The organism is Streptomyces sp. 135, from assembly GCF_020026305.1.
Lineage (GTDB): Bacteria > Actinomycetota > Actinomycetes > Streptomycetales > Streptomycetaceae > Streptomyces.
Genome location: NZ_CP075691.1, coordinates 4,250,339 through 4,273,409, shown reverse-complemented (window position 1 = coordinate 4,273,409; position 23,071 = coordinate 4,250,339). Strand labels below are relative to the sequence as shown.

Annotated in this window: 24 protein-coding genes and 1 riboswitch; of the genes, 12 read left to right on the top strand and 12 right to left on the bottom strand. The window is 69.9% G+C overall.

The window, feature by feature from the left end:
- The first annotated feature begins 41 nt into the window (after positions 1-41).
- The 3 genes from KKZ08_RS19275 (at position 42) to KKZ08_RS19265 (ending at position 3,068) form a co-directional block, all read left to right on the top strand.
- Complete coding sequence (locus KKZ08_RS19275) at positions 42-773, top strand: ABC transporter permease (RefSeq protein WP_346657886.1); 732 nt, start codon at positions 42-44, stop codon at positions 771-773.
- A gap of 12 nt (positions 774-785) precedes the next feature.
- A complete protein-coding gene (locus KKZ08_RS19270; RefSeq protein ID WP_223775632.1) occupies positions 786-1,571 on the top strand; it encodes a MerR family transcriptional regulator in 786 nt (261 codons plus the stop codon).
- Positions 1,572-1,691: 120 nt separating this feature from the next.
- Complete coding sequence (locus KKZ08_RS19265; RefSeq protein ID WP_223775631.1) at positions 1,692-3,068, top strand: serine hydrolase domain-containing protein; 1,377 nt, start codon at positions 1,692-1,694, stop codon at positions 3,066-3,068.
- Positions 3,069-3,151: 83 nt separating this feature from the next.
- Here the strand turns inward: KKZ08_RS19265 and KKZ08_RS19260 are convergent, their stop codons facing one another.
- Complete coding sequence (locus KKZ08_RS19260; protein WP_223775630.1) at positions 3,152-3,604, bottom strand: GNAT family N-acetyltransferase; 453 nt, start codon at positions 3,602-3,604, stop codon at positions 3,152-3,154.
- A 65-nt stretch (positions 3,605-3,669) separates the two neighbouring features.
- Entirely contained in the window at positions 3,670-4,128 is a 459-nt protein-coding gene (locus KKZ08_RS19255; protein WP_223775629.1) for a MarR family transcriptional regulator, read from the bottom strand.
- A 141-nt stretch (positions 4,129-4,269) separates the two neighbouring features.
- On the opposite strand from KKZ08_RS19255, the gene KKZ08_RS19250 reads away from it, so the two are divergent.
- Together KKZ08_RS19250 and KKZ08_RS19245 are read left to right on the top strand one after the other, a co-directional pair.
- Positions 4,270-5,484: an MFS transporter gene (locus KKZ08_RS19250; protein ID WP_223775628.1), complete on the top strand. Its 1,215-nt coding sequence runs from the start codon at positions 4,270-4,272 to the stop codon at positions 5,482-5,484.
- A 47-nt stretch (positions 5,485-5,531) separates the two neighbouring features.
- Positions 5,532-5,960, top strand: a complete 429-nt coding sequence (locus tag KKZ08_RS19245; protein WP_223775627.1) for a heme-binding protein — start codon at positions 5,532-5,534, stop codon at positions 5,958-5,960.
- 34 nt (positions 5,961-5,994) lie between these two features.
- Here the strand turns inward: KKZ08_RS19245 and KKZ08_RS19240 are convergent, their stop codons facing one another.
- The gene (locus KKZ08_RS19240) at positions 5,995-6,864 is read right to left on the bottom strand and encodes a GNAT family N-acetyltransferase (protein ID WP_223775626.1); all 870 of its coding nucleotides are present in this window, start codon (positions 6,862-6,864) and stop codon (positions 5,995-5,997) included.
- 5 nt (positions 6,865-6,869) lie between these two features.
- Positions 6,870-7,412 carry a DUF2269 domain-containing protein gene (locus KKZ08_RS19235; protein WP_223775625.1) on the bottom strand — a complete coding sequence of 181 codons (543 nt, stop codon included), beginning with the start codon at positions 7,410-7,412 and terminating at the stop codon, positions 6,870-6,872.
- Between the two features lie 77 nt (positions 7,413-7,489).
- Here KKZ08_RS19235 and KKZ08_RS19230 point away from each other — a divergent pair, with 77 nt between their 5' ends.
- Positions 7,490-8,122: an HAD-IB family phosphatase gene (locus KKZ08_RS19230; protein ID WP_223775624.1), complete on the top strand. Its 633-nt coding sequence runs from the start codon at positions 7,490-7,492 to the stop codon at positions 8,120-8,122.
- A gap of 389 nt (positions 8,123-8,511) precedes the next feature.
- Complete coding sequence (locus KKZ08_RS19225) at positions 8,512-10,062, top strand: globin domain-containing protein (RefSeq protein WP_223775623.1); 1,551 nt, start codon at positions 8,512-8,514, stop codon at positions 10,060-10,062.
- Between the two features lie 14 nt (positions 10,063-10,076).
- On the opposite strand, the gene KKZ08_RS19220 is transcribed toward KKZ08_RS19225, so the two are convergent.
- The 4 genes from KKZ08_RS19220 to KKZ08_RS19205 all read right to left on the bottom strand — a co-directional run bounded on the left by KKZ08_RS19220 (position 10,077) and on the right by KKZ08_RS19205 (position 13,373).
- On the bottom strand, positions 10,077-10,559 hold the full coding sequence (locus KKZ08_RS19220; RefSeq protein WP_223775622.1) for an NUDIX hydrolase: 483 nt from the start codon (positions 10,557-10,559) through the stop codon (positions 10,077-10,079).
- 83 nt (positions 10,560-10,642) lie between these two features.
- Complete coding sequence (locus KKZ08_RS19215; protein ID WP_223775621.1) at positions 10,643-11,593, bottom strand: LysR family transcriptional regulator; 951 nt, start codon at positions 11,591-11,593, stop codon at positions 10,643-10,645.
- A gap of 248 nt (positions 11,594-11,841) precedes the next feature.
- On the bottom strand, positions 11,842-12,987 hold the full coding sequence (locus tag KKZ08_RS19210) for a cystathionine gamma-lyase (protein ID WP_223775620.1): 1,146 nt from the start codon (positions 12,985-12,987) through the stop codon (positions 11,842-11,844).
- Positions 12,988-12,992: 5 nt separating this feature from the next.
- Positions 12,993-13,373: a phage holin family protein gene (locus KKZ08_RS19205; protein ID WP_127908753.1), complete on the bottom strand. Its 381-nt coding sequence runs from the start codon at positions 13,371-13,373 to the stop codon at positions 12,993-12,995.
- A gap of 126 nt (positions 13,374-13,499) precedes the next feature.
- Between KKZ08_RS19205 and KKZ08_RS19200 the strand changes: the two genes are divergently transcribed.
- The 4 genes from KKZ08_RS19200 (at position 13,500) to KKZ08_RS19185 (ending at position 15,904) form a co-directional block, all read left to right on the top strand.
- Positions 13,500-13,817, top strand: a complete 318-nt coding sequence (locus tag KKZ08_RS19200) for a cupin domain-containing protein (protein WP_223775619.1) — start codon at positions 13,500-13,502, stop codon at positions 13,815-13,817.
- A gap of 169 nt (positions 13,818-13,986) precedes the next feature.
- Positions 13,987-14,208, top strand: a complete 222-nt coding sequence (locus KKZ08_RS19195; RefSeq protein WP_223775618.1) for a DUF5326 family protein — start codon at positions 13,987-13,989, stop codon at positions 14,206-14,208.
- Between the two features lie 429 nt (positions 14,209-14,637).
- Positions 14,638-15,363, top strand: a complete 726-nt coding sequence (locus KKZ08_RS19190) for an IclR family transcriptional regulator C-terminal domain-containing protein (RefSeq protein ID WP_346657919.1) — start codon at positions 14,638-14,640, stop codon at positions 15,361-15,363.
- Between the two features lie 103 nt (positions 15,364-15,466).
- Entirely contained in the window at positions 15,467-15,904 is a 438-nt protein-coding gene (locus KKZ08_RS19185; RefSeq protein WP_223775617.1) for an SsgA family sporulation/cell division regulator, read from the top strand.
- Between the two features lie 88 nt (positions 15,905-15,992).
- Here KKZ08_RS19185 and KKZ08_RS19180 read toward each other — a convergent pair whose 3' ends face one another.
- Entirely contained in the window at positions 15,993-17,393 is a 1,401-nt protein-coding gene (locus tag KKZ08_RS19180) for a YibE/F family protein (protein ID WP_223775616.1), read from the bottom strand.
- 71 nt (positions 17,394-17,464) lie between these two features.
- Positions 17,465-17,619, top strand: a riboswitch (TPP riboswitch).
- Here KKZ08_RS19180 and thiC point away from each other — a divergent pair.
- Complete coding sequence (gene thiC / locus KKZ08_RS19175; protein ID WP_223775615.1) at positions 17,612-19,417, top strand: phosphomethylpyrimidine synthase ThiC; 1,806 nt, start codon at positions 17,612-17,614, stop codon at positions 19,415-19,417. (Overlaps the previous riboswitch by 8 nt.)
- A 70-nt stretch (positions 19,418-19,487) precedes the next feature.
- Here the strand turns inward: thiC and KKZ08_RS19170 are convergent, their stop codons facing one another.
- The 3 genes from KKZ08_RS19170 to KKZ08_RS19160 all read right to left on the bottom strand — a co-directional run bounded on the left by KKZ08_RS19170 (position 19,488) and on the right by KKZ08_RS19160 (position 22,989).
- Positions 19,488-20,384: a hypothetical protein gene (locus KKZ08_RS19170; protein WP_223775614.1), complete on the bottom strand. Its 897-nt coding sequence runs from the start codon at positions 20,382-20,384 to the stop codon at positions 19,488-19,490.
- A gap of 180 nt (positions 20,385-20,564) precedes the next feature.
- Positions 20,565-21,626, bottom strand: a complete 1,062-nt coding sequence (locus KKZ08_RS19165) for a metallophosphoesterase (protein WP_223775613.1) — start codon at positions 21,624-21,626, stop codon at positions 20,565-20,567.
- A gap of 241 nt (positions 21,627-21,867) precedes the next feature.
- Entirely contained in the window at positions 21,868-22,989 is a 1,122-nt protein-coding gene (locus KKZ08_RS19160) for a LacI family DNA-binding transcriptional regulator (protein ID WP_223775612.1), read from the bottom strand.
- Positions 22,990-23,071: the final 82 nt, after the last annotated feature.

Below are 23,071 nucleotides of genomic sequence, written 5' to 3'. Positions count from 1 at the left end.
TTCGGGACTCGGTGACCATGCTTCGGCGCAATCTCAGGCACATGGTCCGGTACCCGTCGATGACACTGGTCCTGATCGGCCAGCCGCTGCTGTTCCTGCTGCTGTTCGTCTACGTCTTCGGCGGCACCATGGGCGCCGGGCTGCCGGGGGCACCGACGGGGGACCGCGGCGACTACCTGACGTTCATCACTCCAGGGATCCTGATGATGGCGGTGGCGAGCGTCTCCATCTCCACCGCGGTGTCGGTCTCCACCGACATGACCAACGGTGTCATCGACCGGTTCCGGACGATGGCCATAGCCAAGGTCGCGGTGCTCACCGGACACGTGCTCGGCGCGATGATCCAGACCGCGCTCGCGCTGGCCCTGGTCTTCGCCGTGGCGTTCCCGCTCGGGCTGGGGAGTGCCGCCTCGGTGACGCAGTGGTGCGCACTGGTCGGGCTGCTCGGCCTCGTCTCCTTCGCGATGACCTGGTTCACGGTGGCGCTGGGTCTGGCCTCCCCGAATCCGGAGACCGCGAGCAACTGGCCGATGATTTTCGTGCTGCTGCCGTTCGTCGGCAGCGGGTTCGTGCCGGTCGATTCGATGCCGGCCGGGCTGCGGTGGTTCGCGGAACATCAGCCGTTCACGCCGATCATGGACAGCTTCCGAGGGCTGCTGGCAGGAACGCCGGGCGGTTCCGACACGTTCTGGGCCATCGGCTGGTGCGTGGCGATCGGCTCGGGCGGATACCTCTGGGCGCGGCGCCTCTACCGGACCCGTGCCGGGCGCTAGGAGACTGGCCTCGTGCTGACCATCGGTGAACTGGCGTCGTACGCCGGAGTGACAGTGCGCGCGGTGAGGCATTACCACGTCAAGGGGCTGCTGCCGGAGCCGGAGCGCGACCACTCCGGGTATCGGCGGTACGACGCCGCGGCCGTGGTCGAACTGATCCGGATCCGAACCCTGGCCAAGGCCGGGGTTCCGCTCGCGCGCATCCGTGAGCTGCTCCAGGCGGGCGAGGAGGAGTTCGCCGCGGCGGTCGCCGAGATCGACGAGCGGCTGCGGGCGGAGATCCGGGAGCGGCAGCTGCACCGTGAGCGGATCGCCCGCCTCACCGCCGGGGACAGCCTGGCGCTGCCCCCGGAAGTCGTCGGGTTCCTCGACCGGCTGCGGGCGCTCGGCGTCGACGAACGGATCGTCCGGGTCGAACGCGACGGCTGGATCCCGCTGGCCGCCCACTGGCCCGAGCGGGTCCCGGAGTGGGCGGCGCGCAAGGGCGAGCAGCTGGATGATCCGCAGCTCGTCGACTTCTACGTCACCCTGGGCCAGGCGCTGGACGGGGCGGACGACGACCCGCGCCTGGTCGAGCTGGCCGACAGGCTGGCCGCCTACATCACGCGGGTGGCCGAGGAGCAGGGCGAGGATTACGTCGACGACGCCGACATCGAGCCGCCGTTCACCAAGCTGATGGACGCGCTGGCCTTTGACACCGCGCCGCCGGCCCGTCAACTGTTCGAGCTGCTGAAGGAACGGGGCTGGGCGGGCTGGACGAAGCTGGAGCGGGTGGAGCCCGTGCGACGTCGGCGGTGACGGTGGGCGGTGTCCCGGGCCGGTCGGGGCATGGGGCCCGGGGAGGGCTCGGGTCCGGGTGTGGGGGGTCAGAAGGCGAATTGGCTCGACGCACCGGCTCCACCCAGGTGAACTGTCCCCATGACAACGCCCCACGAAGAACTGCTCCCCACCACCCGCCGCACCCTCCTGCACCGCATCGCCACCGCACAGGCGGAAGGCCGGACCCCTTCACTGGTGGCCGCCGTGGCTCGGGACGGCGAGGTGGTGTGGAGCGGCGCCCGCAGCATGGTGGACGGGCACGCGCCGGACGAGAACGTCCAGTACCGCATCGGGTCGATCACCAAGACCTTCACCGCCGTCCTGGTGATGCGGCTCCGGGACGAGGGACTGCTGGACCTGCGGGACCCGCTGGAGAAGCACCTGCCGGGTACGGGCACGGGGGAGGTCACGATCGCCGAACTCCTTGCGCACACCGGCGGTTTGGCGGCCGAGACGCCGGGGGAATGGTGGGAGCGCACGCCCGGGTCGACGCGCCCGGAGCTCACCGATGTCCTCGGTGAGCAGCCCTTCCGGCACCCCGTCGGCCGCCGCTTCCATTACTCCAACCCCGGTTATACGTTGCTCGGTTCGCTGGTGGAGGCGGTGCGGGGCGCCTCGTGGGAGGACGTGCTGCGCCGCGAGGTACTCGAACCGCTGGGGCTGAACCGCACGAGCGCACAGCCGCAGGCTCCGCACGCCGGTGGCTGGGCGGTGCATCCGTGGGCGGACGTGATGATGCCGGAGCCCGTCGAGGATCTGGGGCTGATGGCACCGGCGGGCCAGCTGTGGTCCACGACGGCTGACCTGGCGCGCTTCGCCTGTTTCCTGGCCAAGGGTGACGAGCGGGTCCTGGGTGCTGAGTCCGTCCGGGAGATGCGGACCCCGTCGGCACCGTCGCAGCCGGAGAGCTGGGACAGGTCGTACGGCCTGGGCCTGGACCTGCTGCGGTGGGAGGGACTCAGCCTGGCCGGGCACACGGGTTCGCTGCCGGGCTTCCTCGCCGGCTTGTGGGTGAGCGAGCGGGAGGGGGTGGCCGCGGTCGCGCTGGCCAACTGCACCTCCGGGCCGCTGGTGGCGACGCTGGCAGCGGACCTCGTGAAGATCGTGGCGGAGGCGGAGCCGCCCATCCCCGAGCCGTGGCGGCCGCTCCCCGAAGTCGACGAGAAGGTGCTGGAGCTGGCAGGCCCTTGGTACTGGGGGACCCAGGTGCTCGCGCTCCGTCTGTCGGCCGACGGAGGCGTCGAACTCGGCCCGCTGTCCGGCGCGGGACGCCAGGCGCGGTTCCGGTCCAACGGCGACGGCACCTGGACGGGGCTCGACGGCTACTACGCGGGAGAGCTGCTGCGGCCGGTACGGCGCACGGACGGCTCGGTGAGCCATCTCGACCTGGGGTCGTTCGTCTTCACGCGCAAGCCGTACGACGAAGGGGCGCCGGTGCCTGGTGGCGTGGCCCCGGAGGGATGGCGCGGTTTCTGACGGACGGTGACGAGGGGCCAGAGGCGACGGGTCAGAGGCGAGGGGCCATGTTTCACGTGAAACATGGCCCCTTCTGCGCCGCCTCAGAGCTGAAGCTTGAAGCCCAGATGTGAAGCGCTGAACCCGAGCCGCTCATAGAAGCGGTGGGCATCGGTGCGGGTGGCGTCGGAGGTCAGCTGGACCAACTGGCAGCCCTGGCGGCGGGATTCCTCGATCGCCCACTCGATGAACCGGGTGCCGAGCCCGCTGCCTCGCTCGTCGGCGTGCACGCGTACGCCCTCGATGATCGACCGCGTGGCGCCCTTCCGGGAGAGCCCCGGAACGATCGTGAGCTGAAGCGTGCCGACTACGCGGCCCTCCCGTACGGCGACGACCAGCCGCTGGTTGGGATCGTCGGCCAGGCGCTGGAACGCGGCGACGTACGGGGTGAGGTCGTCCGGCGACTCGCGCGTGGCGCCCAGGGGGTCGTCGGCGAGCATGGCGACGATGGCGGGCAGGTCGTCGGCTACGGCCGGACGTATCTCAAGATCTCCCATGGCCGCAGCCTATGCGAGCCACCGCTTCAGGAGCAGGCCTCTCTCCGGATGAGGAGCGGGCAGCCCTAGGCAGGCACGCGCAATGTCTCGACGGCCTTCACCAGCGGAGCGAGCTCAGGATTCCGGGCGGCCTCGTCGAGGGCCTCGCGCAGGGCCGCGTCATTGGTGGGGCGCGCCTCATTGAGCAACGCGGTGCCGGCCTCGCTCACGTCCGTATAGATGCCGCGCCGGTCGGTGGGGCACAGGTAGCGCGAGAGCAGCCCGCGGTCCTCCAGGCGGGTGACCAGGCGCGTGGTGGCGCTCTGACTCAGAACCACGGCGTCCGCGACCTGCTTCATCTGCAGATGGCCGCCCTCGCCGTCGTGCTGGCGGCTGAGCACGTCGAGCAGGGAGTACTCGCGCACGCTCAGCCCGTGCTCGGCCTGGAGGGCGCGCTCGATGTGGCTCTCGATCTGCCCGTGGAGCAGGGAGAGCGCGCACCACCCCTGAGCAAGGGCGGTGAGTGCGGGATCCGTCGCTGTCATGGCTCTTGTTTCCTCCGTCCCGGAGTGACTACGACCCAGGATAGTCCACCCGTGCAATATCCAGCGCTTGCAACTAACCCGCGTCTGCAACTATTGTGGACGCACGTTAAGCGCACCTGCAACCGTCTGGAAGGTAGTTCCATGCCTCTCGCGCTACTGGCCCTCGCGATCGGCGCCTTTGGGATCGGCACCACCGAGTTCGTGATCATGGGGCTGCTCCCCGAGGTCGCGGGTGACTTCGGCGTCTCCATCCCCACGGCCGGCTTCCTCGTGACCGGCTACGCCCTGGGGGTCGTCCTCGGCGCCCCGCTGATGACCGTCCTCGGCACCAAGATCTCGCGCAAGCGGATGCTGATGCTGCTGATGGGCCTGTTCATCGCGGGCAACCTGCTCTCAGCCGTCGCCCCGGTCTTCGGCGTGATGCTGGCGGGCCGTGTCGTCGCGTCCCTCGCCCACGGCGCCTTCTTCGGCATCGGTTCGGTCGTAGCGGCCGAGCTGGTCGCCCCCGAGAAGAAGGCCGGCGCCATCGCCATGATGTTCACGGGCCTGACCGTGGCCAATGTGGTCGGGGTGCCCCTCGGCACCTTCGTCGGGCAGACGCTCGGCTGGCGCATGACCTTCGGACTCGTCGCGGCGCTCGGCGTCGTCGGCCTCGCGGGCATCGCCAGGCTCGTCCCCGACCTGCCCAAGCCCGAAGGCGTCCGGCTGCGCCACGAACTGGCCGCCTTCCGCAACGTACAGGTGCTGCTGGCCATGGCGATGACGGTCCTCGGCTTCGGCGGCGTCTTCGCCGCCGTCACCTACCTGGCGCCGATGATGACGGACGTCGCCGGCTACGCGGACTCCTCCGTCACCTGGCTGCTCGTCCTCTTCGGCCTCGGCATGGTCGCAGGCAACCTGATCGGCGGGAAGTTCGCGGACCGCGCGCTGATGCCGCTGCTGTACATCTCGCTGGGCTCTCTGGCCGTCGTACTCGCCCTCTTCACGCTCACCGCGCACAACAAGATCGCCGCTGCCGTGACCATCACGCTGATCGGTGCGCTGGGATTCGCGACCGTACCGCCGCTCCAGAAGCGCGTCCTCGACCAGGCCTCCGGTGCCCCCACCCTCGCCTCGGCCGTCAACATCGGCGCCTTCAACCTCGGTAACGCCCTCTCGGCCTGGCTCGGCGGGATCGTCATCGCCGCGGGCCTCGGCTACACCGCCCCGAACTGGGTGGGCGCCGTCCTCGCCGGATCGGCTCTCGTCCTGGCCATCCTCTCGGCCGCCCTCGAGCGCCGCTCCGCCGCGGCGACCCCCAGCCTCGTCGTGACCGGCAAGGCCCCCGCCGAGCAGGCCGCACCCGTACACCACTGACCCTTCTTCCGCCCCTCTCAGTACCGCACCGCAAGGAGAAACACCGCATGAGCCCCGCCACCGCCACCGCCGTCGCCCCGCTGACCATCGAGGACGCCGAAGCGCTCGTCACCGCGGCCCGCCGCGCCGCTGAGGCGGCCGACGTCACCGTCAGCATCACCGTCCTCGACGCGGGCGGCCACCTCCTGGCCTTCCGGCGCGACGACCGGGCCGTGCTGATCTCCGGTGAGACCAGCACCCGCAAGGCGTACACCGCCCTTCAGCTGAACACCCCGACCGCCGACCTGGTCGACGCGGTCCAGCCCGGTGGCCTCTTCCACACCCTGCCCACCGCCCTCGACCGGCCGCTGCTCTTCATCGCGGGCGGCGTGCCGGTCCACCGTGACGGCCGCCTGATCGGCGCGATCGGAGTCGGCGGCGGCGCCCCCGAGCAGGACCACGGCTTCGCGACGGAGGCCGTGGAGGCCCTCGCTTAACCCACGTACGCGATGGAGAGGCCTGCGGGTGCTCTCAGCCCGCCGCTACCGTCAGCGGTGCGAAGCGGCGGGTCCAGTCGCCGGGCAGCTCCGGCGTGCCGTGGGCCATCACCGCGTTGAAGGCGACGGGGGCGAGACCGCTCTCCTTCACCCAGTCGAGCAGCTCTTCGTGCCGTACGTCGATGTCGGTGCGCAGCGGCCGGTCGGTGTGCGCGCCGAGCGAGGCGATGAGCGCCTTCGAGGTCTCCGTGTCCCGTGCGATGAGCGGGCCGACGACGTGGGTCTCCATGTTCGGCCAGGCGCCCGCGTAGCCGATGATCTCGCCGTCGGCCTCCGCGACCCGGAGCTGGTCGGTGAAGGCGGGCAGCCGGGTGATCACGTGGGTCCGGTCATGCCCGAACACCTCGGTGTCGAGCCGGAGGATGGCGGTCAGGTCCTCCGCGGTGGCCGGGCGGGTCGCGATGCCGGGAAGCGGCCCGGCGGGGACCAGATGACCGCAGACCATCTCGGCCCGGCCGATCACCTTGAAACCGAGCTGCTCATAGAGGGGGCGGCCGTTCGGTGTCGCGTGGAGCGTCATCGGGATGGTGGCGGTCTCCTCGATGGCGTACTGCATCAGGCGGCGGCCGATGCCACGGCGGGCGTACCGCTCGGCGACGAGGACCATACCGATCGCCGCGAGGCCGGGCCGCTCCTGCGGGCCGTACCGGGTCACTACGTAGGCGCCGATGAGGCCGTTGCCGTCGGGGTCGTCGATGCCGTAGCCCGTTCCGGCCGACAGCAGGAGGCCCCACTTGTGTTCCTCACGGGGCCAGCCCCTGTCCTCGGACAGGTCGGCGCAGGACGTCAGATCGCGGGGGGTGAGTCGGCGGATGGGCAGTGCGGAGAGGGAAGGTGTCGACACTCGGGTCAGGCTGTCTGACGTACGTCCCCGGCGTCCACCCGTTTGTGGGCAGAAGCACGTTGCTTTTGGCCACGACGGGTAAGCCCCCAGGGCTTGAGCACCGACAGGACCGTCATGAACAGGTAGGCGCTGAGCGAGATGAGTGGGCCGGCGATCAGGCCGGCCGTGTCGGTGACCGGATTGCCCGCGGACACGGTCGCGGCCGACTCGTCGACACCGGGACGCAGCGCGAAGGCCGACGCGAGGGTGGTGGCCAGGGTGAGCCAGAACTTCGTGTAGACCCAGCGGTGCCTGGCGAGGCCCCACTGGGTGCCCAAGGACAGCACCAGTCCGCTCACCAGGGTCACCAGGGCGAGCGGGAGAACCAGCCAGTCCGCGAATACCTTCATCGAGCGGACGGAGGCTTCCACGGCCGCGGAGGCGTCCGTCGTGATCGCGGTGAGGGCGAGGGCGAGGGCGACGAGCCCGAGCGTGAGCCCGAGCCAGCAGGCTGCGCCGATGACATGGACGACCAGGGTGGCCCGGCGAGCGGGGCGGCTAAGTTTCACGTGAAACACAGTGCCGACCGAGGCAGGGCCGGGGCGTCTGACAGCGGGAGTAACCGCGGGTACTAGCCTCGGCGTACATGGCACGACTGCACCTCTTCGATCTGGACGGGACGCTGCTGCACGGCACGGCGGCGCCCGTAGAGATATCGCGGCAGCTCGGACTGGACGCGGAGATCACGGCGCTGGAGCGGGACTTCGTCGCCGGGCGCATCGACTCGCCGGAGTACGCGGTGCGCGTGTGCTCCCTGTGGGCGGAGCTCACGGAGGCGCAGGTGACCGCCGCCTTTGAGGGGGCGCCCTGGCTCTCCGGTATCCGGGAGACCTGGGCCCGGATCCACGAGGCGGGTGACTACTGCGCGGTGGTGTCGCTCTCGCCGTCCTTCTTCGTGGAGCGGCTCGTCGAGTGGGGCGCGCATGCCGCGCATGGGTCACTTTTTCCGGCCGTGCCGTTCACCGAGCCCGTCGAACCGGCGGGCATTCTCGACGCCGCGGCCAAGGTGAGGATCGCGGACCGGCTCTGTGAAGAGTTCGGGATACGCCGGAGCGATTGCGTCGCGTACGGCGACTCGCTGTCCGACCTGGAGCTCTTCGGCGTCGTACCGGTTTCTGTCGCGGTCAATGCGGACCCACGGCTGGCCAGCCTGGCCACCCACTCTTACGTGGGGCGCGACCTGCGTAAGGCGTACGAATTGGTCCGGCACGCCCGTTAATTGAGGAAATTGGCAGGCAGATGCGTTGAATTACCGAGGAAGGGCAGGGGACTTGTATGTCGGGCGGCTGCCGGTATGGTCGACTCCGGTTCGTGCCGGGTGCGCTTCTTCGCATCTTGGGGGGCACGCGCGCAGGTCAACGAAGCCTAACGGGGAAGAGAGATCCAGAGCCGGTACTTCTCGTTATGCGGCCGACGCGGTGACGCTGAATGGGATGCTGCCGTGAGTGACTGCGGCCAATGTCACATTCTCGACCTACTTGTCCGTAGGGTCCGGTAACTCGGGGTTCAATGTGGCCGGATCGGCCATCGAGGCAGAGCGGGGAAAGCAGGCGGCTTCCGACAGGAAGTGCACAGACCGACCGAGAGATGTTCGAGGCGAGGCACAGCATGGACGCTCCGACCACCACGTCGTCGGACGACGGCACTTCCGGCGGCGGGGGTGGCTGGTTCACCCCGCGCAGGCCACCGAAGCGGCCGGAGGACGGCCACCCGCAGCCGCCCGGCGCCGACGCGCACCAGGCCCCCGAGGGTCGGCGGCCCGCTTCCATACGTCCCCTGGGCCGGCCCGAGGGCCCCGTGCCCGCCGCGGAGCCTTTCGCTGAACCGGGGGAAAGGCCGTCGGACGAGGCGGTGAACGAGGCGGCGGCCGGCTCCGCGGACGGCTCCGCGAGCAGCTCGGCGGAGGAGCGAATACTGGCTGCCGCTTCGGTCGGCCCGTCCCCCGCAGTGCAGCCCCGGCCCACTCCACCCCCGGTGACACAGTCGGCGCCACCCCCCGTGGTGAAGGACTCCGTGACGCAGGCCTCCGTGGCGAAGCCGTCCCGACCGGTGTCGCCCGACGCCGCCCTGGTGCAGCGCACGATGGCCGAGATCGGCCCTGTCGCCGACCAGGTCACCTCGTACTTCTACGCGCTGCTCTTCACCCGCCACCCCGACCTGCGCCCGATGTTCCCCGCTGCGATGGACGCCCAGCGGGACCGCCTCCTCAAGGCGCTGCTGACAGCGGCCGAGCACATCGACCACACCGACGTACTCGTCTCGTATCTGAAGAACCTCGGCCGGGGGCACCGCAAGTACGGCACCCGCCCCGAGCACTATCCGGCCGTCGGTGAATGCCTGATCGGTTCGCTGAGCCGGTACGCGAGCGCGATCTGGGACGAGGAGACCGAGGCCGCCTGGGTCCGCACGTACACGACGATCTCCCAGGTCATGATCGACGCGGCGGCCGAGGACGAACTGCGCGCCCCCGCCTGGTGGTTCGCGGAGGTCGTCTCACACGACCTGCGGACCCCGGACATCGCCGTGGTCACGGTCCGCCCGGACCAGCCGTATCCGTTCCTGGCCGGGCAGTACACCAGTCTGGAGACCCCTTGGTGGCCGCGGATCTGGCGGCACTATTCCTTCGCGTCGGCGCCCCGCTCCGACGGGCTGCTCTCCTTCCACGTCAAGGCCGTTCCGGCCGGCTGGGTCTCCAACGCACTCGTGCACCACGCCCGTCCCGGGGACGTCCTGCGGCTGGGGCCGCCGGGAGGCTCGATGACCGTCGACCACACCACCGACAGCGGCCTTCTCTGTCTGGGCGGCGGCACGGGCATCGCGCCGATCAAGGCCTTGGTCGAGGACGTCGCCGAGCACGGCAGGCGGCGCCCGGTGGAGGTGTTCTACGGCGCCCGCACCGATCACGACCTGTACGACATCGACACGATGCTGCGGCTGCAACAGAGCCACCCCTGGCTCTCCGTCCGCCCGGTCGTGGACCAGCGGGCCCAACTGCCGGACGCCGTGCGCGAGTACGGCCCGTGGAACGAGTACGACGCCTATCTCTCGGGACCGCCCGGCATGATCCGCAGCGGAATGGACGCGCTGCGAGACGTCGGCATCCCCGAGGCCCGCATCCGCCATGACTCCGTGGAGGAGCTGGTGGTCGCGGGGGACTGAACCCACGGCCCGGTTCAGCCCAGATCAGGGGCGTGCATCGCGCGTACGCCCTCGATGTTGCCGTCCAGATAGTGCCGCAGCGACAGCGGTACGAGGTGGACCGAGGCGATGCCGACCCGGGTGAAGGGCACGTGCACGATCTCGTACTCGCCGCACGGCTCCTCGATCTCGGGACCGTGCCGCAGGCCGGTGTCCATGGACTCCAGACGGCAGACGAAGAAGTGCTGCACCTTCACGCCGGTCGCGCCGCCGTCCTCACCGATGTGCTCCACGGTGTCGACGAAGCAGGGCACGACGTCGGTGATCTTGGCGCCGAGTTCCTCGTGCACCTCGCGGTGGAGCGCGTCGACGACGGTGGCGTCCTCCGGTTCCACGCCGCCTCCCGGGGTGATCCAGTACGGATCGACGCCGGGCTTGGTCCGCTTGATCAGGATCAGGTCGTCTCCGTCCAGCAGGACGGCGCGCGCGGTGCGTTTGACCACGGGTCGGACGGTCATGGGGGGAATGTGGCCCGGACTGTTCCACGTGAAACATCGCGGCCCACTCGGAACCGCCATCAAGCCCAGTCGCCGACCGTCCCTCAAGACCATTCGGCGGCGGCCCGCAGCAGCCATTCATGCGCCCGAGCGATGTGGGGCATGGCCTGCGTACCGGTGCGCACGACCAGGAAGTACGTACGCAACGGCGGCACCGGGGGTTCGAGGAGGGTCACGACATCCCCGCGCTTCAGGGCGTCGGCGCAGAGGTAGCGGGGCAGTACGGCGAGGCCGGCGCCCGAGGCCGCGCAGGCGAGGACCGCCCGCAGGTCCGGCACGATGACGGCGCCGGAGGCGGCCGGGCGGGCGTCGAAGACAGCGGCCCAGTAGCGGGAGACGAACGGCAGCGTCTCGTGCACCTCGACCACCGGCAGGTTCTCCAGCGGCAGCGCTCCCCCGCGGCCCAGTCCCCCGCGGCCGAAACTGCGCGGGACCAGCCCGCCGGCTCCCAGCCCACCGAGGCCGAGACGGGCGGCCCAGCGCTCCCCCGCGACCAAGACGTGCTCCTCGTCGCAGAGCGGCGTCGCGGTGAGCAGCGCGCCGCGCGGCCGGGCCGTGGCGATGGCCAGGTCGTGATGTCCGGCCGCGAGCCCCTCCAGGACCTCGTCGGCGGTGCCGAACGAGGCGCGCAGGGCGTAGCCGTGGCCGTCCTGTCCGGTCAGGGCGGTGAGCGCGGGCAGGGCACGCTCGGCGGTGAACTCGGGCGGTCCCGCGAGGTGGAGGGTGCGCATGGACGACTCCTCGTCGGGCCCGGCCTCGGCGATCTCCATGAGCGCGTCCAGGTGCGGGGCGGCCTTGTGGGCGAGTTCGTCGCCGATGGTCGTGGGGGTCACGCCGCGGGCCTGGCGCAGGAAGAGAGGGCGGCCGAGCTGCCGCTCCAGGGTGCGGATCTGGGACGTGACGGCGGGCTGTGAGAGGCCGAGCAGTGCCGCGGCGCGGGTGAAGGAACCGGCCCGGTGCACCGTCACGAAGGTGCGTAACAGGGCCAGATCCATGACGACGTCCCTCCCCTTCACCCCAGGGCGCGCACAACTATAAATATGTCGATAGGTCTCTGTCGCTACTGTGATTGGACACTGACACACAGTCAACTAGCCTTGTGGACGCGGTTCTTCGCACGCGGAACCGGGACGGTCCGAGCCACGAGGGGGGAGGCTCGGACCGTTCGTCGTACGTAGCCCGGGTGTCGTCCGGGGCCGAGGGCGGCGTCGGCGCACAGGAGCGGCCGGGTCGTCGGCAGTTCTCACTCGGCGGACGCGTCCAGCGCGCGGAGCACGTCATCCACCAGGTCATGCGGGTCCTCGGCGCCCGCGGAGAAGCGGATGAAGCCCTCCGGGACGTCATCGCCGCCCCAGCGCCCGCGCCGCTCGGCCGTGGACCGCACACCGCCGAAGCTCGTCGCGTCGTCGACGAGACGCAGCGCTTCCAGGAACCGCTCGGCACGTGCGCGGGTGGGCAGCGTGAAGGAGACCACGCACCCGAAGCGCCGCATCTGCCGCGAGGCGATCTTGTACGAGGGGTCGTCGGGCAGCCCGGGGTAGCGCAGCCCCGCCACCTCGGGCCGATCGCGCAGCGCCTCGGCGAGGGCCAGGGCGTTCGCGTTCTGCCGGTCGGCACGCAGGTGGAGTGTGGCGAGCGAGCGGTGCGCGAGCCAGGCCTCCATGGGACCGGGGATGGCACCGACGATCTTGCGCCAGCGCCGTACGGAAGCGGTCAGCTCCGCGTCGCGGCAGGTGACGTACCCCAGGAGGATGTCTCCGTGGCCGGTGAGCATCTTCGTGCCGCTGGCCACCGCGAAGTGGGCGCCCAGTTCGAGGGGGCGCTGGCCGAGCGGTGTGGCCAGGGTGTTGTCGACCGCCACCAGGACGCCACGCGCGCGTGCCGCATCGGCGAGGCGACGCACGTCGCACACGTCGAGGCCGGGGTTGGACGGCGTCTCGATCCACAGCAGCTTGGCACCGTCCAGGACGTCGAGCTGGGCGTCACCGGCCGTCGGGGCGGTGCGCACCTCGATGCCGTACGCCGTGAGCTGCTCGTGGACGAGGGGGAGCACTTGGTAGCCGTCGTCCGGCAGGACCACCGCGTCCCCGGCGCGCAGCTGGGAGAAGAGCACCGCCGAGATCGCGGCCATGCCGGAGGCGAAGGCGAGCGTCTCGACGTCCGCACCGGCGCCCGGGGCCTCCAGCTCGCCGATGGCGCGTTCCAGGTGCGTCCAGGTGGGGTTCTCGTCGCGTGCGTAGGCGTAGCCGCCGGTGGGGTCGCCGGGGAGGTGGAAGTGCGCGGCGAACACCGGGCCGGGCAGCGTGGGTTCGTGCTTCACCGGCTCGGGCAGCCCGGCCCGCACCGCTCGCGTCCCGTCACCGATGCCTGTCACCGAAGAGTCCGTCATGCCGATCAGTCCTTGTCGTCCGGGAGCACCATGTTCATGGCCCAGGACACGATCGAGATGATCAGGCCGCCCAGGACGGCGGTCCAGAAGCCCTCCACATGGAAGCTGACGTCGAACTTGTCGGCCAGCCACGAGGTGAGCAGCAGCATCAGGGCGTTGACCACGAGGGTGATCAGTCCCAGGGTCAGGATGAACAAGGGGAAGGTGAGGACCTTCACCACCGGCTTGACCAGGAAGTTCACCAGTCCGAAGAGCAGCGCGACGACGATCAGGGTGCCGACCTTCTTGCCGGTGCTGCCGCCGGTCAGCGTGATCTTGTCGAGCAGCCATACGGCTACGGCCAGGGCCGCGGCGTTGGCGATCGTCTTGACTACGAAATTCTTCATGTGTCTGATCGTGGCAGACGTGGACCGGAAGCGGTCGGGTCACGAGACCGGCGGAATCCGCGGGACATCCGCGGGACATCCGCGGACATCCGCGGGACGAGCACCAGCGAGGGGCGTACGAGGGCGATGAAGGCATTCCGGCTGGACGATCTGGAGGCGGAGCGCGCCGCGAACGACGGGGCGTATCTGCAGTTTCTGCGGGAGCGGAACATGTCGGTCGGTCTCTACGCGCTCGACGCGGGGGAGTCCGACCCGCAGCAGCCGCACGGGCAGGACGAGGTCTACATGGTCGTCAGCGGCCGTGCCTCGATCACGGTCGGCATGGAGACCACGTCGGTCGCGCGCGGCAGCGTCGTGTACGTGCCGGCCGGGGTGGCCCACAAGTTCCACCACATCAGCGAGGACCTGCGGGTCCTGGTCGTCTTCTCCCCGCCCGAGGCCTGAGGGTGAGGTCTGACCTCGGGGTTCTCTCAGGGTCGGATCAGGGGAGGACAAGGGCTGCGCGGCCCCCGCAGAGGGCTTTGGCGCTCTAGCATCGAATGCAAGAAGCCGGGAGCCTGCGGACATTCAGGATCCCGCACCGACGTGAAGTGTGCGGAGAGAGGTAAGGACGATGGCGGCGAAGGAGATCTTTGCGGGAATGCCGTGGTGGGTGAAGTGGGTGGCCGTGCCCGTCATCGCCTTGGTCGTGTTCGGCGGTGTGATAGCGACCGTTGTCGGGTTCGTCGTCGGCCTGCTCTTCAAGGCGCTGCTATTCGTCGCCTTGGTCGGTGGACTCATTTATGTCGTACGGAAGTTCATATCCGGCGCGTCCTCGTCCCGCACCGATTGGTGATCGCCGCCGCATGCATCGGGCACTGATCACCTACAACCGTCGCTGAAGTGGTTGCTCACCGATTGGTTACTGCCTGGCGGTGACTTTTCGAAACGGGTCCCTCGGCCGGGGGATGTTTCCCCGCAGACGGCCGCAGAGCGGTGGCCAAGGGTTAGAGTCCGAAAACCGACGCGGGGTCGTCCCCCGCGGACGGGCGCATTGCCCTCCCGTGTTTCTCCGGGCACGGGCGGCCCCCCCCACGCGCTTCGGGAGTGAACCTTGGCCGCGGTCGACGCCTCCACTTCACCGGTCGGTACCCCCACTTCACCGGCCGCCACCTCCACCGCACGGGCCGACGCCACCCCCTTACCGGCCGACGCCAGCGCCCTTCCACCGGCGGACGCCACGGCCACGGCCGCCGCCACCGTCACGCCCACCCTCATCGGCTCCGTGCAGCGGGCCATGCGGCTGCTGGAAGCCGCCGCCACGCACCCGGACGGCGCGCCCGCCAAGCAACTGGCCCGCGAGGCGGGGCTCGCGCTCCCCACCGCCTACCACCTGCTGCGCACGCTGACCCACGAGGGCTATCTGCGCCGCGAGAAAGGAGTGTTCGTACTCGGCGAGGCGGCCGAGCGGCTCAGCAGCAGCGGGGCGCAGCAGAATCGTCGCGGCACGATCGGTGATGCGCTGGCGCACTGCCGGGACATCATCGGGGTGCCGGTGTACTTCGCGGTCTACCGCGAGGGCGAGATCGAGATCGTGGCGGTCTCCGACACCCCGGGCAATCCCGCGGTCGAGGAATGGGCAGACTTCCGGGAGACGGGTCACGCCCACGCCATCGGGCAGTGCCTGCTCTCCCAACTCGACGACGAGGCCAGGCAGGACCACCTCGATCGCTATCCGGTTCAATCGATCACGCGTTACTCGGTCCGCGACGACCGCACGTTTCTGCGTCGGCTCGAGGCGATGGAGCGGATGAGGCCCGTGGTGGAGCGACAGGAGTACGCGTTGGGGACGGTCTGCGCGGCGATTCCGATCTTGGCGGGAGACACCGCGGCGACCTTGGCCATTTCCGTGCCCGCAGGTCAGGCGGACCGGCTGCTGCCCGCGGCACAGAGATTGCAGCGTGAGATCGGAAAGCTACTAGGGACACTCGCCTTCTCTATCAGCATCTGAAAACTCACTCCTTGTGATCTGGTGTGTACTTTAAGCAAGATGCCATGAGTGTCAGGGAGTTGGTTCCTGGCCACTTGAAGGCCAAGTGACGGGGTAGGGCGCGATGGACGAGACGGTTCAGGCAGAGGTCATGATGAGCTTCCTTGTTTCCGAGGAGCTCTCGTTTCGTATCCCGGTGGAGTTGCGCTATGAGACCGGTGATCCTTTTGCCGTGCGGCTGACGTTTCATCTGCCCGGTGACGCTCCGGTGACGTGGGCATTCGGCCGGGAGCTGTTGATCGACGGGGTGGGCCGGCCGTGCGGGGTCGGGGATGTGCGGATCGAGCCCACTGATCCCGAGTTGATGGACGAGGCGCTGATCAGGCTTCAGGTCGGCCCGGATCAGGCGCTGTTCCGGGTGGGCATTCCGCCGCTGCTCGCCTTCCTGGACCGTACGGACCGGTTGGTGCCGCTCGGGCAGGAGCGGACGCTCGCCGATTTCGACGCGCACCTCGACGAGGCGCTCGACCGGATTCTGGCGGAGGAGCAGAACGCGGGCTGACCGCCGACCGGTGGGCAGATATGAATGGCAGATTGGTGCATTTCGCGGCTTCTCCCGGCTCAAGGGGCCGCGCGGGTCCCTTTCGGCGTCAGGCCTTGCGGCGGCGGCCCTTCCCGCCACGGGAGGAGCGGGGAGCGGGGGTGCCGGTCGCCATGGCCGGGCCGCCGGGACCGGCGGTGGCGGAGCGGTCGGCGGAGACCACCAGGGCGGCCAGCGCGGTGGTCACCGGCACCGACGCGACCAGGCCGATCGAGCCGATCAGGGTGCGCACGATCTCCTCGGCGACCAACTCGCTGTTGGCGACCGTGCCCACGCTGGACTGCGCGATCGAGAAGAGCAGCAGCAGGGGCAGCGCGGCGCCCGCGTAGGCCAGGACGAGGGTGTTGACGACCGAGGCGATGTGGTCGCGGCCGATGCGGATGCCCGCGCGGTAGAGGCCGCGCCAGCCCATGGTCGGGTTGGCCTGGTGCAGTTCCCAGACGGCTGAGGTCTGGGTGACCGTCACGTCGTCCAGGACGCCGAGCGAGCCGATGATGACGCCCGCGAGCAGCAGGCCGCTCATGTCGATGGACGGATACAGGCCGTGGATGAGGCCGGTGTTGTCGTCCGTGTTGCCGGTCAGCGCGGCCCAGCCGATGAACAGGGAGCCGAGCAGGCCGATCAGGAGGAGGGAGATGAGGGTGCCGAGCACCGCGACCGAGGTACGGGCCGTGAGGCCATGGCAGAGGTAGAGCGCGACCAGCATGATGGCGCTCGCCCCGATCACCGCCACGACCAGGGGGTTCGCCCCCTGGAGGATCGCCGGCAGGATGAAGAAGGTCAGCACCAGGAAGCTGATGGCGAGTGCCACCAGGGCCATCACACCGCGCAGCCGCCCCACCACCACGACGGCGAGCGCGAAGATGCCGGCGAGAAGCGCCATCGGGATCTTGCGGTTCACGTCGGTGACCGAATACTGAAGGCCCTCGGGGGCCTTGGGCTCGTAGGCGACCACCACCTCTTGGCCCTTGCGCAGTTGCCGGGGCGAGTCCGGCTGAATGATCTCGGTGAACGTGCGGCCCTTGTCGTCACCGCTGGTCACCTCGATCAGCGCCTTCTTGCAGGTGCCCTCGGCCCGGGACTGGGCGCTCTGGCCCTCGGGGGTGGAGGTGTCGCCGTTCGGCTGGGGCTGCGAGGGGTTGAGGTCCTTGCAGGGCAGTTCCTGCACCTTGGCGACCGTCGCCGACTGTGTCTGCCGGTCGAAGCCGACGCCGGTGCGTTCATGGCTCGGCGTCCCGCCCGGCCACAGGACCAACAGGCCCACGACGACCGCGGTGGCGAAGGGGATCAGCACCGCCGCGATGACCTTGCGCAGGTGCTGGGAGACGGGCGCGGCGGGGCCGTGGCTGTGCGTATGGCCGTGTCCGTGTCCGTGCCCGGAGCCGTCGGGGGACGGGCCGGAGCGGGGCGGTTGTGAGGGCGGAGGCGGCGGCGGGGGTGTGGTGGTCACGGACCGATCATCGCAAGAACGGGAGGGGCCCTCTGTTCAGCGCGCCCGACATGACGCTAGCGTGGAGCCACCTTTGCAATCGCGGGAGCTCGGAGCACCGGGCTGAGAGGGCGCTGACCTCCGTACGAAACGGCACGAGTCGTGCATGAACGTACGGAATCCGCTGCGTCGACCGCCGAACCTGTTACCGGGTAATGCCGGCGTAGGGAGTAGGTCTCATGACCACATCGGACGCACGCACGCCTGCCTCCAGCAGCGACGAGCACGTTGAGAACGCTGTCGCGGCGGAGGCCGGGAAGTCCATCGGCTGGCACAAGGCGTACATCGAGGGTTCACGCCCCGATCTGCGCGTGCCGGTCCGCCAGGTGCACCTCACCAACGGCAAGGCCGTCACCCTGTACGACACATCGGGTCCGTACACCGACCCGTCCGCCGAGACCGACGTCCGCCGCGGCCTGCCGCCGCTGCGGGAGAACTGGATCATCGCCCGCGGCGACACCGAGGAGTACGTGGGCCGTCCGCCCCGCCCCGAGGACGACGGCATCAAGCACACCTCGCCGCGCGGCGGGCTCAAGAACCTCGACGCGGTCTTCCCCGGCCGCCCCCGCCAGCCGCGCCGCGGCCGCCCGGGCCAGGCGGTGACACAGCTCGCGTACGCCCGGCGCGGTGAGATCACGCCCGAGATGGAGTTCATCGGGATCCGCGAGAACATGGACCCCGAGGTCGTGCGGGCCGAAGTCGCCGCGGGCCGCGCCGTGATCCCGGCCAACGTCAACCACCCGGAGATCGAGCCGATGATCATCGGCAAGAAGTTCCTGGTGAAGGTGAACGCCAACATCGGCAACTCCGCGGTCACCTCCTCCATCGAGGAGGAGGTGGACAAGATGACCTGGGCGACCCAGTGGGGCGCCGACACGGTCATGGACCTCTCCACCGGCCGCAACATCCACACCACCCGCGAGTGGGTCCTGCGCAACTCCCCCGTGCCCATCGGCACCGTGCCCCTCTACCAGGCCCTGGAGAAGGTCGACGGCAAGGCCGAGGAGCTGACCTGGGAGATCTACAAGGACACGGTCATCGAACAGGCCGAGCAGGGCGTGGACTACATGACGGTGCACGCGGGTGTGCGCCTGCCGTACGTCCCGCTCACCGCCCGCCGCAAGACCGGCATCGTCTCGCGCGGCGGCTCGATCATGGCCGCCTGGTGCCTCGCGCACCACAAGGAGAGCTTCCTCTACGAGCACTTCGAGGAGCTGTGCGAGATCCTCGCGGCGTACGACGTGACGTACTCGCTCGGTGACGGCCTGCGGCCCGGTTCGATCGCGGACGCCAACGACGAGGCGCAGTTCGCCGAGCTCCGGACCCTCGGGGAACTCAACACGATCGCCAAGCGGCACAACGTGCAGACGATGATCGAGGGCCCCGGTCACGTCCCGATGCACAAGATCAAGGAGAACATCGACCTCCAGCAGGAGATCTGCGAGGAGGCGCCGTTCTACACGCTCGGCCCGCTGACCACGGACATCGCGCCCGCCTACGACCACATCACCTCGGGCATCGGCGCCGCGATGATCGGCTGGTGGGGCACGGCCATGCTCTGCTACGTCACGCCGAAGGAGCACCTCGGCCTGCCCAACCGCGACGACGTGAAGACCGGCGTCATCACGTACAAGATCGCGGCGCACGCGGCCGATCTCGCCAAGGGGCACCCGGGCGCGCAGGACTGGGACGACGCGCTCTCGGACGCGCGCTTCGAGTTCCGCTGGGAGGACCAGTTCAACCTGGCCCTCGATCCGGTCACGGCGCGGGAGTTCCACGACGAGACGCTGCCGGCCGAGCCCGCGAAGACGGCGCACTTCTGCTCGATGTGCGGGCCGAAGTTCTGCTCGATGAAGATCTCCCAGGACATCCGCCGCCAGCACGGCGGTGACCTGGCGGAAGGCGAGATCGAGGCGGGCATGGAGCAGAAGTCCAAGGAGTTCGCCGCCGCCGGCAACCGGGTCTATCTGCCGATCGCCGACTGAGCGAAACCACGTAGGCACGTAGGGGGTGCCCGCAGAGTGTCGCGACGACCGACTCTGCGGACACCCCTGCCTACTCGGGCTTGTGTTCGGGGCCGCCGAAGTCCGGGCTGGAGAAGTCGGGGCTCGAAAAGCTCGGCCGCGATCCCGTCGCCCGGCCGCCGTCCGGGCTGCTGAATCCGGGCCGGTTGTAGCCGAGTTGCGGCATGCGGCCGCCCGCCGCGGCTCCTCCGGCCCCGTGCGACGGCGCGCGGGCCGCGGGAGCCGCGCCCGGATCCGTCAGGGCCTCCCGGAGGAACGGCACGACGCCCCGTTCGAGGAGCGCCTGACTCCAGGCTTCCCTGGCTCGGGACACTTCCTCGTACTGCTCGCCGTGGAGTCCCGCATGGAGCGATGTGGCGCCGTTTCGCAGGGCCGTCAGGAGCAGACCGACCGCGGCGACCAGGATGCCCCCGGCGGTGAGCGCGCCGAACAGCCATCCCGCGGTGAGCAGGGTGTCCGCGAAGGCGGGCTCGGGGTTGAGCATCTTCAGGATGTAGCCGACGAGCAGGAAGATCGCGGCGGCCGTCCCGGCGAGGACGGGGGCGAGGACCGCCACCACGGCGATCGCCCCGGCTCCTGCCGCCGCCGCGGGTTCCGCGACCTCGCCCATCGTCGTGGCGAGGCCGATGCCGCCGGAGCCCGACTCCGCGGCGCTGTGTCCACTCCCTTCGCGAATCGAGGTGGAGGACGGTCGAGGTTCGCGCAACTCCTCGCGAACCTTCACGTAGTGCGCGTACTCGGCCGTGGCGGCGGCCGTGATCAGTGCTGTCGCGTTCAGGGCCATGGTGCGCAGTTGTTCGGTGTTGAGCCGCTGGCCCACTGCGGCGAGTTCAGGACGGTCAGGTGCGGTGCGCAGCGCCTCGTCGAGGATCCGCTCGTATTCGGGGCGGTCCTCATTGAGCAGGTGTGGAGCGCTGTTCATGTGCATCCCCCGATGCTCCGTAGGGCTAAGGCTCGCATGGCTACGAGCCGTCGGGCAGAAACGGAGGGGAGCCTGCTACGGATAAGCCGATGGTAGAGCCGTGACGGCACGCGGTGACAGGGGGTTTCCAGAATTGGCACCCCCGGTCGGCGTGATCCTGTAAGGGGGCGCCTGCCCAGCGAACGCTCAGATACCCAGGGGGAGTTGGCAGACCAGTAGCTTTCCGGCCATGGTCACTCCGCCGTCCATGGCGATGGCCAGGCCGTCGGCGTAGACGTGCGGTCCCTCGATGACCGGTCCGCCGCCGTCCGACTCGTCCTCGGAGCCGACGTCACCCAGGAGGTAGGGGATGGGGCTGTGGCCGTGGACGATGCGCGTGCCGCCGTACATGTCCAGCAGCTCGCGTACGGCTGAGGAGCCCGACTCGTCGCGGAAGGCGAAGCGCTTGGTGAACTTGCGGAAGAGGTCCCAGCACTCGTCGGCGTCGTTGCGCGTGAGGGTCTCGCGGATGGTGTCGTTCACTGCCTCGATCGAGTCGCCGTAATCCAGGTAGGCGGTCGTGTCGGAGTGCACGAGCAGGTGGCCGTCGGCCTCCTCCATCGCGTCCAGCCGGGCCATCCACTGGAGGTGGTGGTCCTCCAGGCGCTCCATGTCGGTCTTCTGGCCGCCGTTGAGCAGCCAGGCGGCCTGGAAGGTGGCGGTGCCCGCGCCGGAGTTGACGGGCGTGTCGCCGAAGCGCTTGGCGCCGAGCAGGAGCAGCTCGTGGTTGCCCATGAGCGCCTTGCAGTAGCCGCCGGCGGCCGCGGCCTCGGCGGACAGCCGCATCACGAGGTCGATGACGCCGATGCCGTCGGGCCCGCGGTCGGTGAAGTCGCCGAGGAACCACAGGCGCGCGTTGCCCGCGGACCAGTTGCCGTCGGCGTCGATGAGGCCCTGTTCCTGGAGGGCCGCGAGGAGCTCGTCCAGATAGCCGTGCACGTCGCCCACGACGAACAGCGGGCCGAGCTCGTCGCCCGGCCTCGGCTGCGGGGGATCCGGCATGACCTGCACCTGGACCGTGTCGCCGCGGTTGATGACCGGCAAGTCACGCTGGGTGGGGGTGTAGCCGTCGTCCGGCAGCCCCCCCGGAGCCGGCGCCGGAGGGCTCACCTCGGCGGGGCCGGTCGTCTCATGGACGTACGCCGGTACGCGGAAGTCGCGCAGCGTCGCCGTCCGCACATCGGGTCCCTGACCGGCCCCCTGAGTCATCGACCCCTCCACCACCATTGCGCCGCATCTGCACCGAGAACGGACTGCCTGGTCGCAGCGGCCCGCGGTGTCGTCCGCCCATCATAGGAATGCGGCTCCCGCTGTGTGGTGCACCAGGGGTGGTGAATCGGTCCCAGGCCCCGGTTCACCGAGGTTTTCTCCCGAATTGGGCAGAGGTTTCCCCCCTGGTGGCGGGTTAGTGGCCCACCTCTGCCCGAAATCGTCTGAGTCAGCGTCTGGGTCAGCCCGAGCCCGAGGAGCGTGGCGGACTGACCGTCGTGCGCGGCGGACGTCGCTCGGACGAGGTGCGCACGATCAGTTCGGTCGGTATCACCTGCTCGACGGGCCCGCCCGAGTCGAGCCCCTCGATGGCGTCGATGAGGAGCTGTACGACGGCCGTTCCGATGCGTCTCGGCTTGAGGGAGAGCGTGGTGATGGGCGGTTCCGTGGTGGCGTACACCGTGGACTCGCTGCAACAGACGAGCAGCAGGTCGTCGGGGACCCGCAGGCCGTACCGCCGGGCGGCGGCGAGCAGGTCGGTGCCGTTGGGGTCGAAGAGGCCGTAGACGGCGTCGGGGCGGTCGGGCCTGGCGAGCAGCCGGTCGGCGGCCACGGCGCCCGCGCACGGGTCGTGGGCGGGGTAGGACTCGTAGACCGGGTCCTGTCCGACGCGCTCGCACCAGCGGAGGTACGCGGTCGTGGACAGGTGGGTGTAGGTGTCCGTGGTGTTGCCGGTGAGGAGGCCGATCCGGCGGGCGCCCGCCGCCGCGAGGTGGTCGAGGATCTCGAGGACCGCCGCCTCGTGGTCGTTGTCGACCCAGGCGGTGACGGGCAGCGACCCCGCGGGGCGGCCGTCGGAGACCACCGGCAGGCCCTGTCTGACCAGCTCGCTGACGACCGGGTCATGGTCGGAGGGGTCGACGACGACGGTGCCGTCGAGCGCGACGTTGGACCACACGTCGACCGGACTGCGGCGCGAGGTGGCCGGGAGGATCACCAGGGCGTAGCCCCGGGCGAGGGCGGCGGAGGTGGCGGCTCTGGCCATCTCCGCGAAGTAGGCGAATTCGGTGAAGGTGAAAGGTTCATCCCCGTACGTGGTCACGGTCAGGCCGATGAGGCCGGACTTGCCGGTACGGAGGGTTCGGGCCGCGGCGGAGGGGCGATAGCCCAGCCGCTCGGCGACCTCGCGGACATGGCGTCGGGTGGCGTCGGGCAGCCGCCCCTTGCCGTTGAGGGCATCGGAGACAGTCGTGATCGAGACACCGGCGGCCGCGGCGACGTCTCTGATGCCCGCTCGGTTCTGCCGGTTGCTCCGGCGGGCGGTCTCCGCTCGGCTCACCTGGTGCTTCCCTGCTGCTGTCATGGCGAGCCGATAGTAGGGCTCATCGGGGTGGGTAGCGCGGACGCATATTCACTCGTTGACAGGCACGTTTCTGCATGACTCC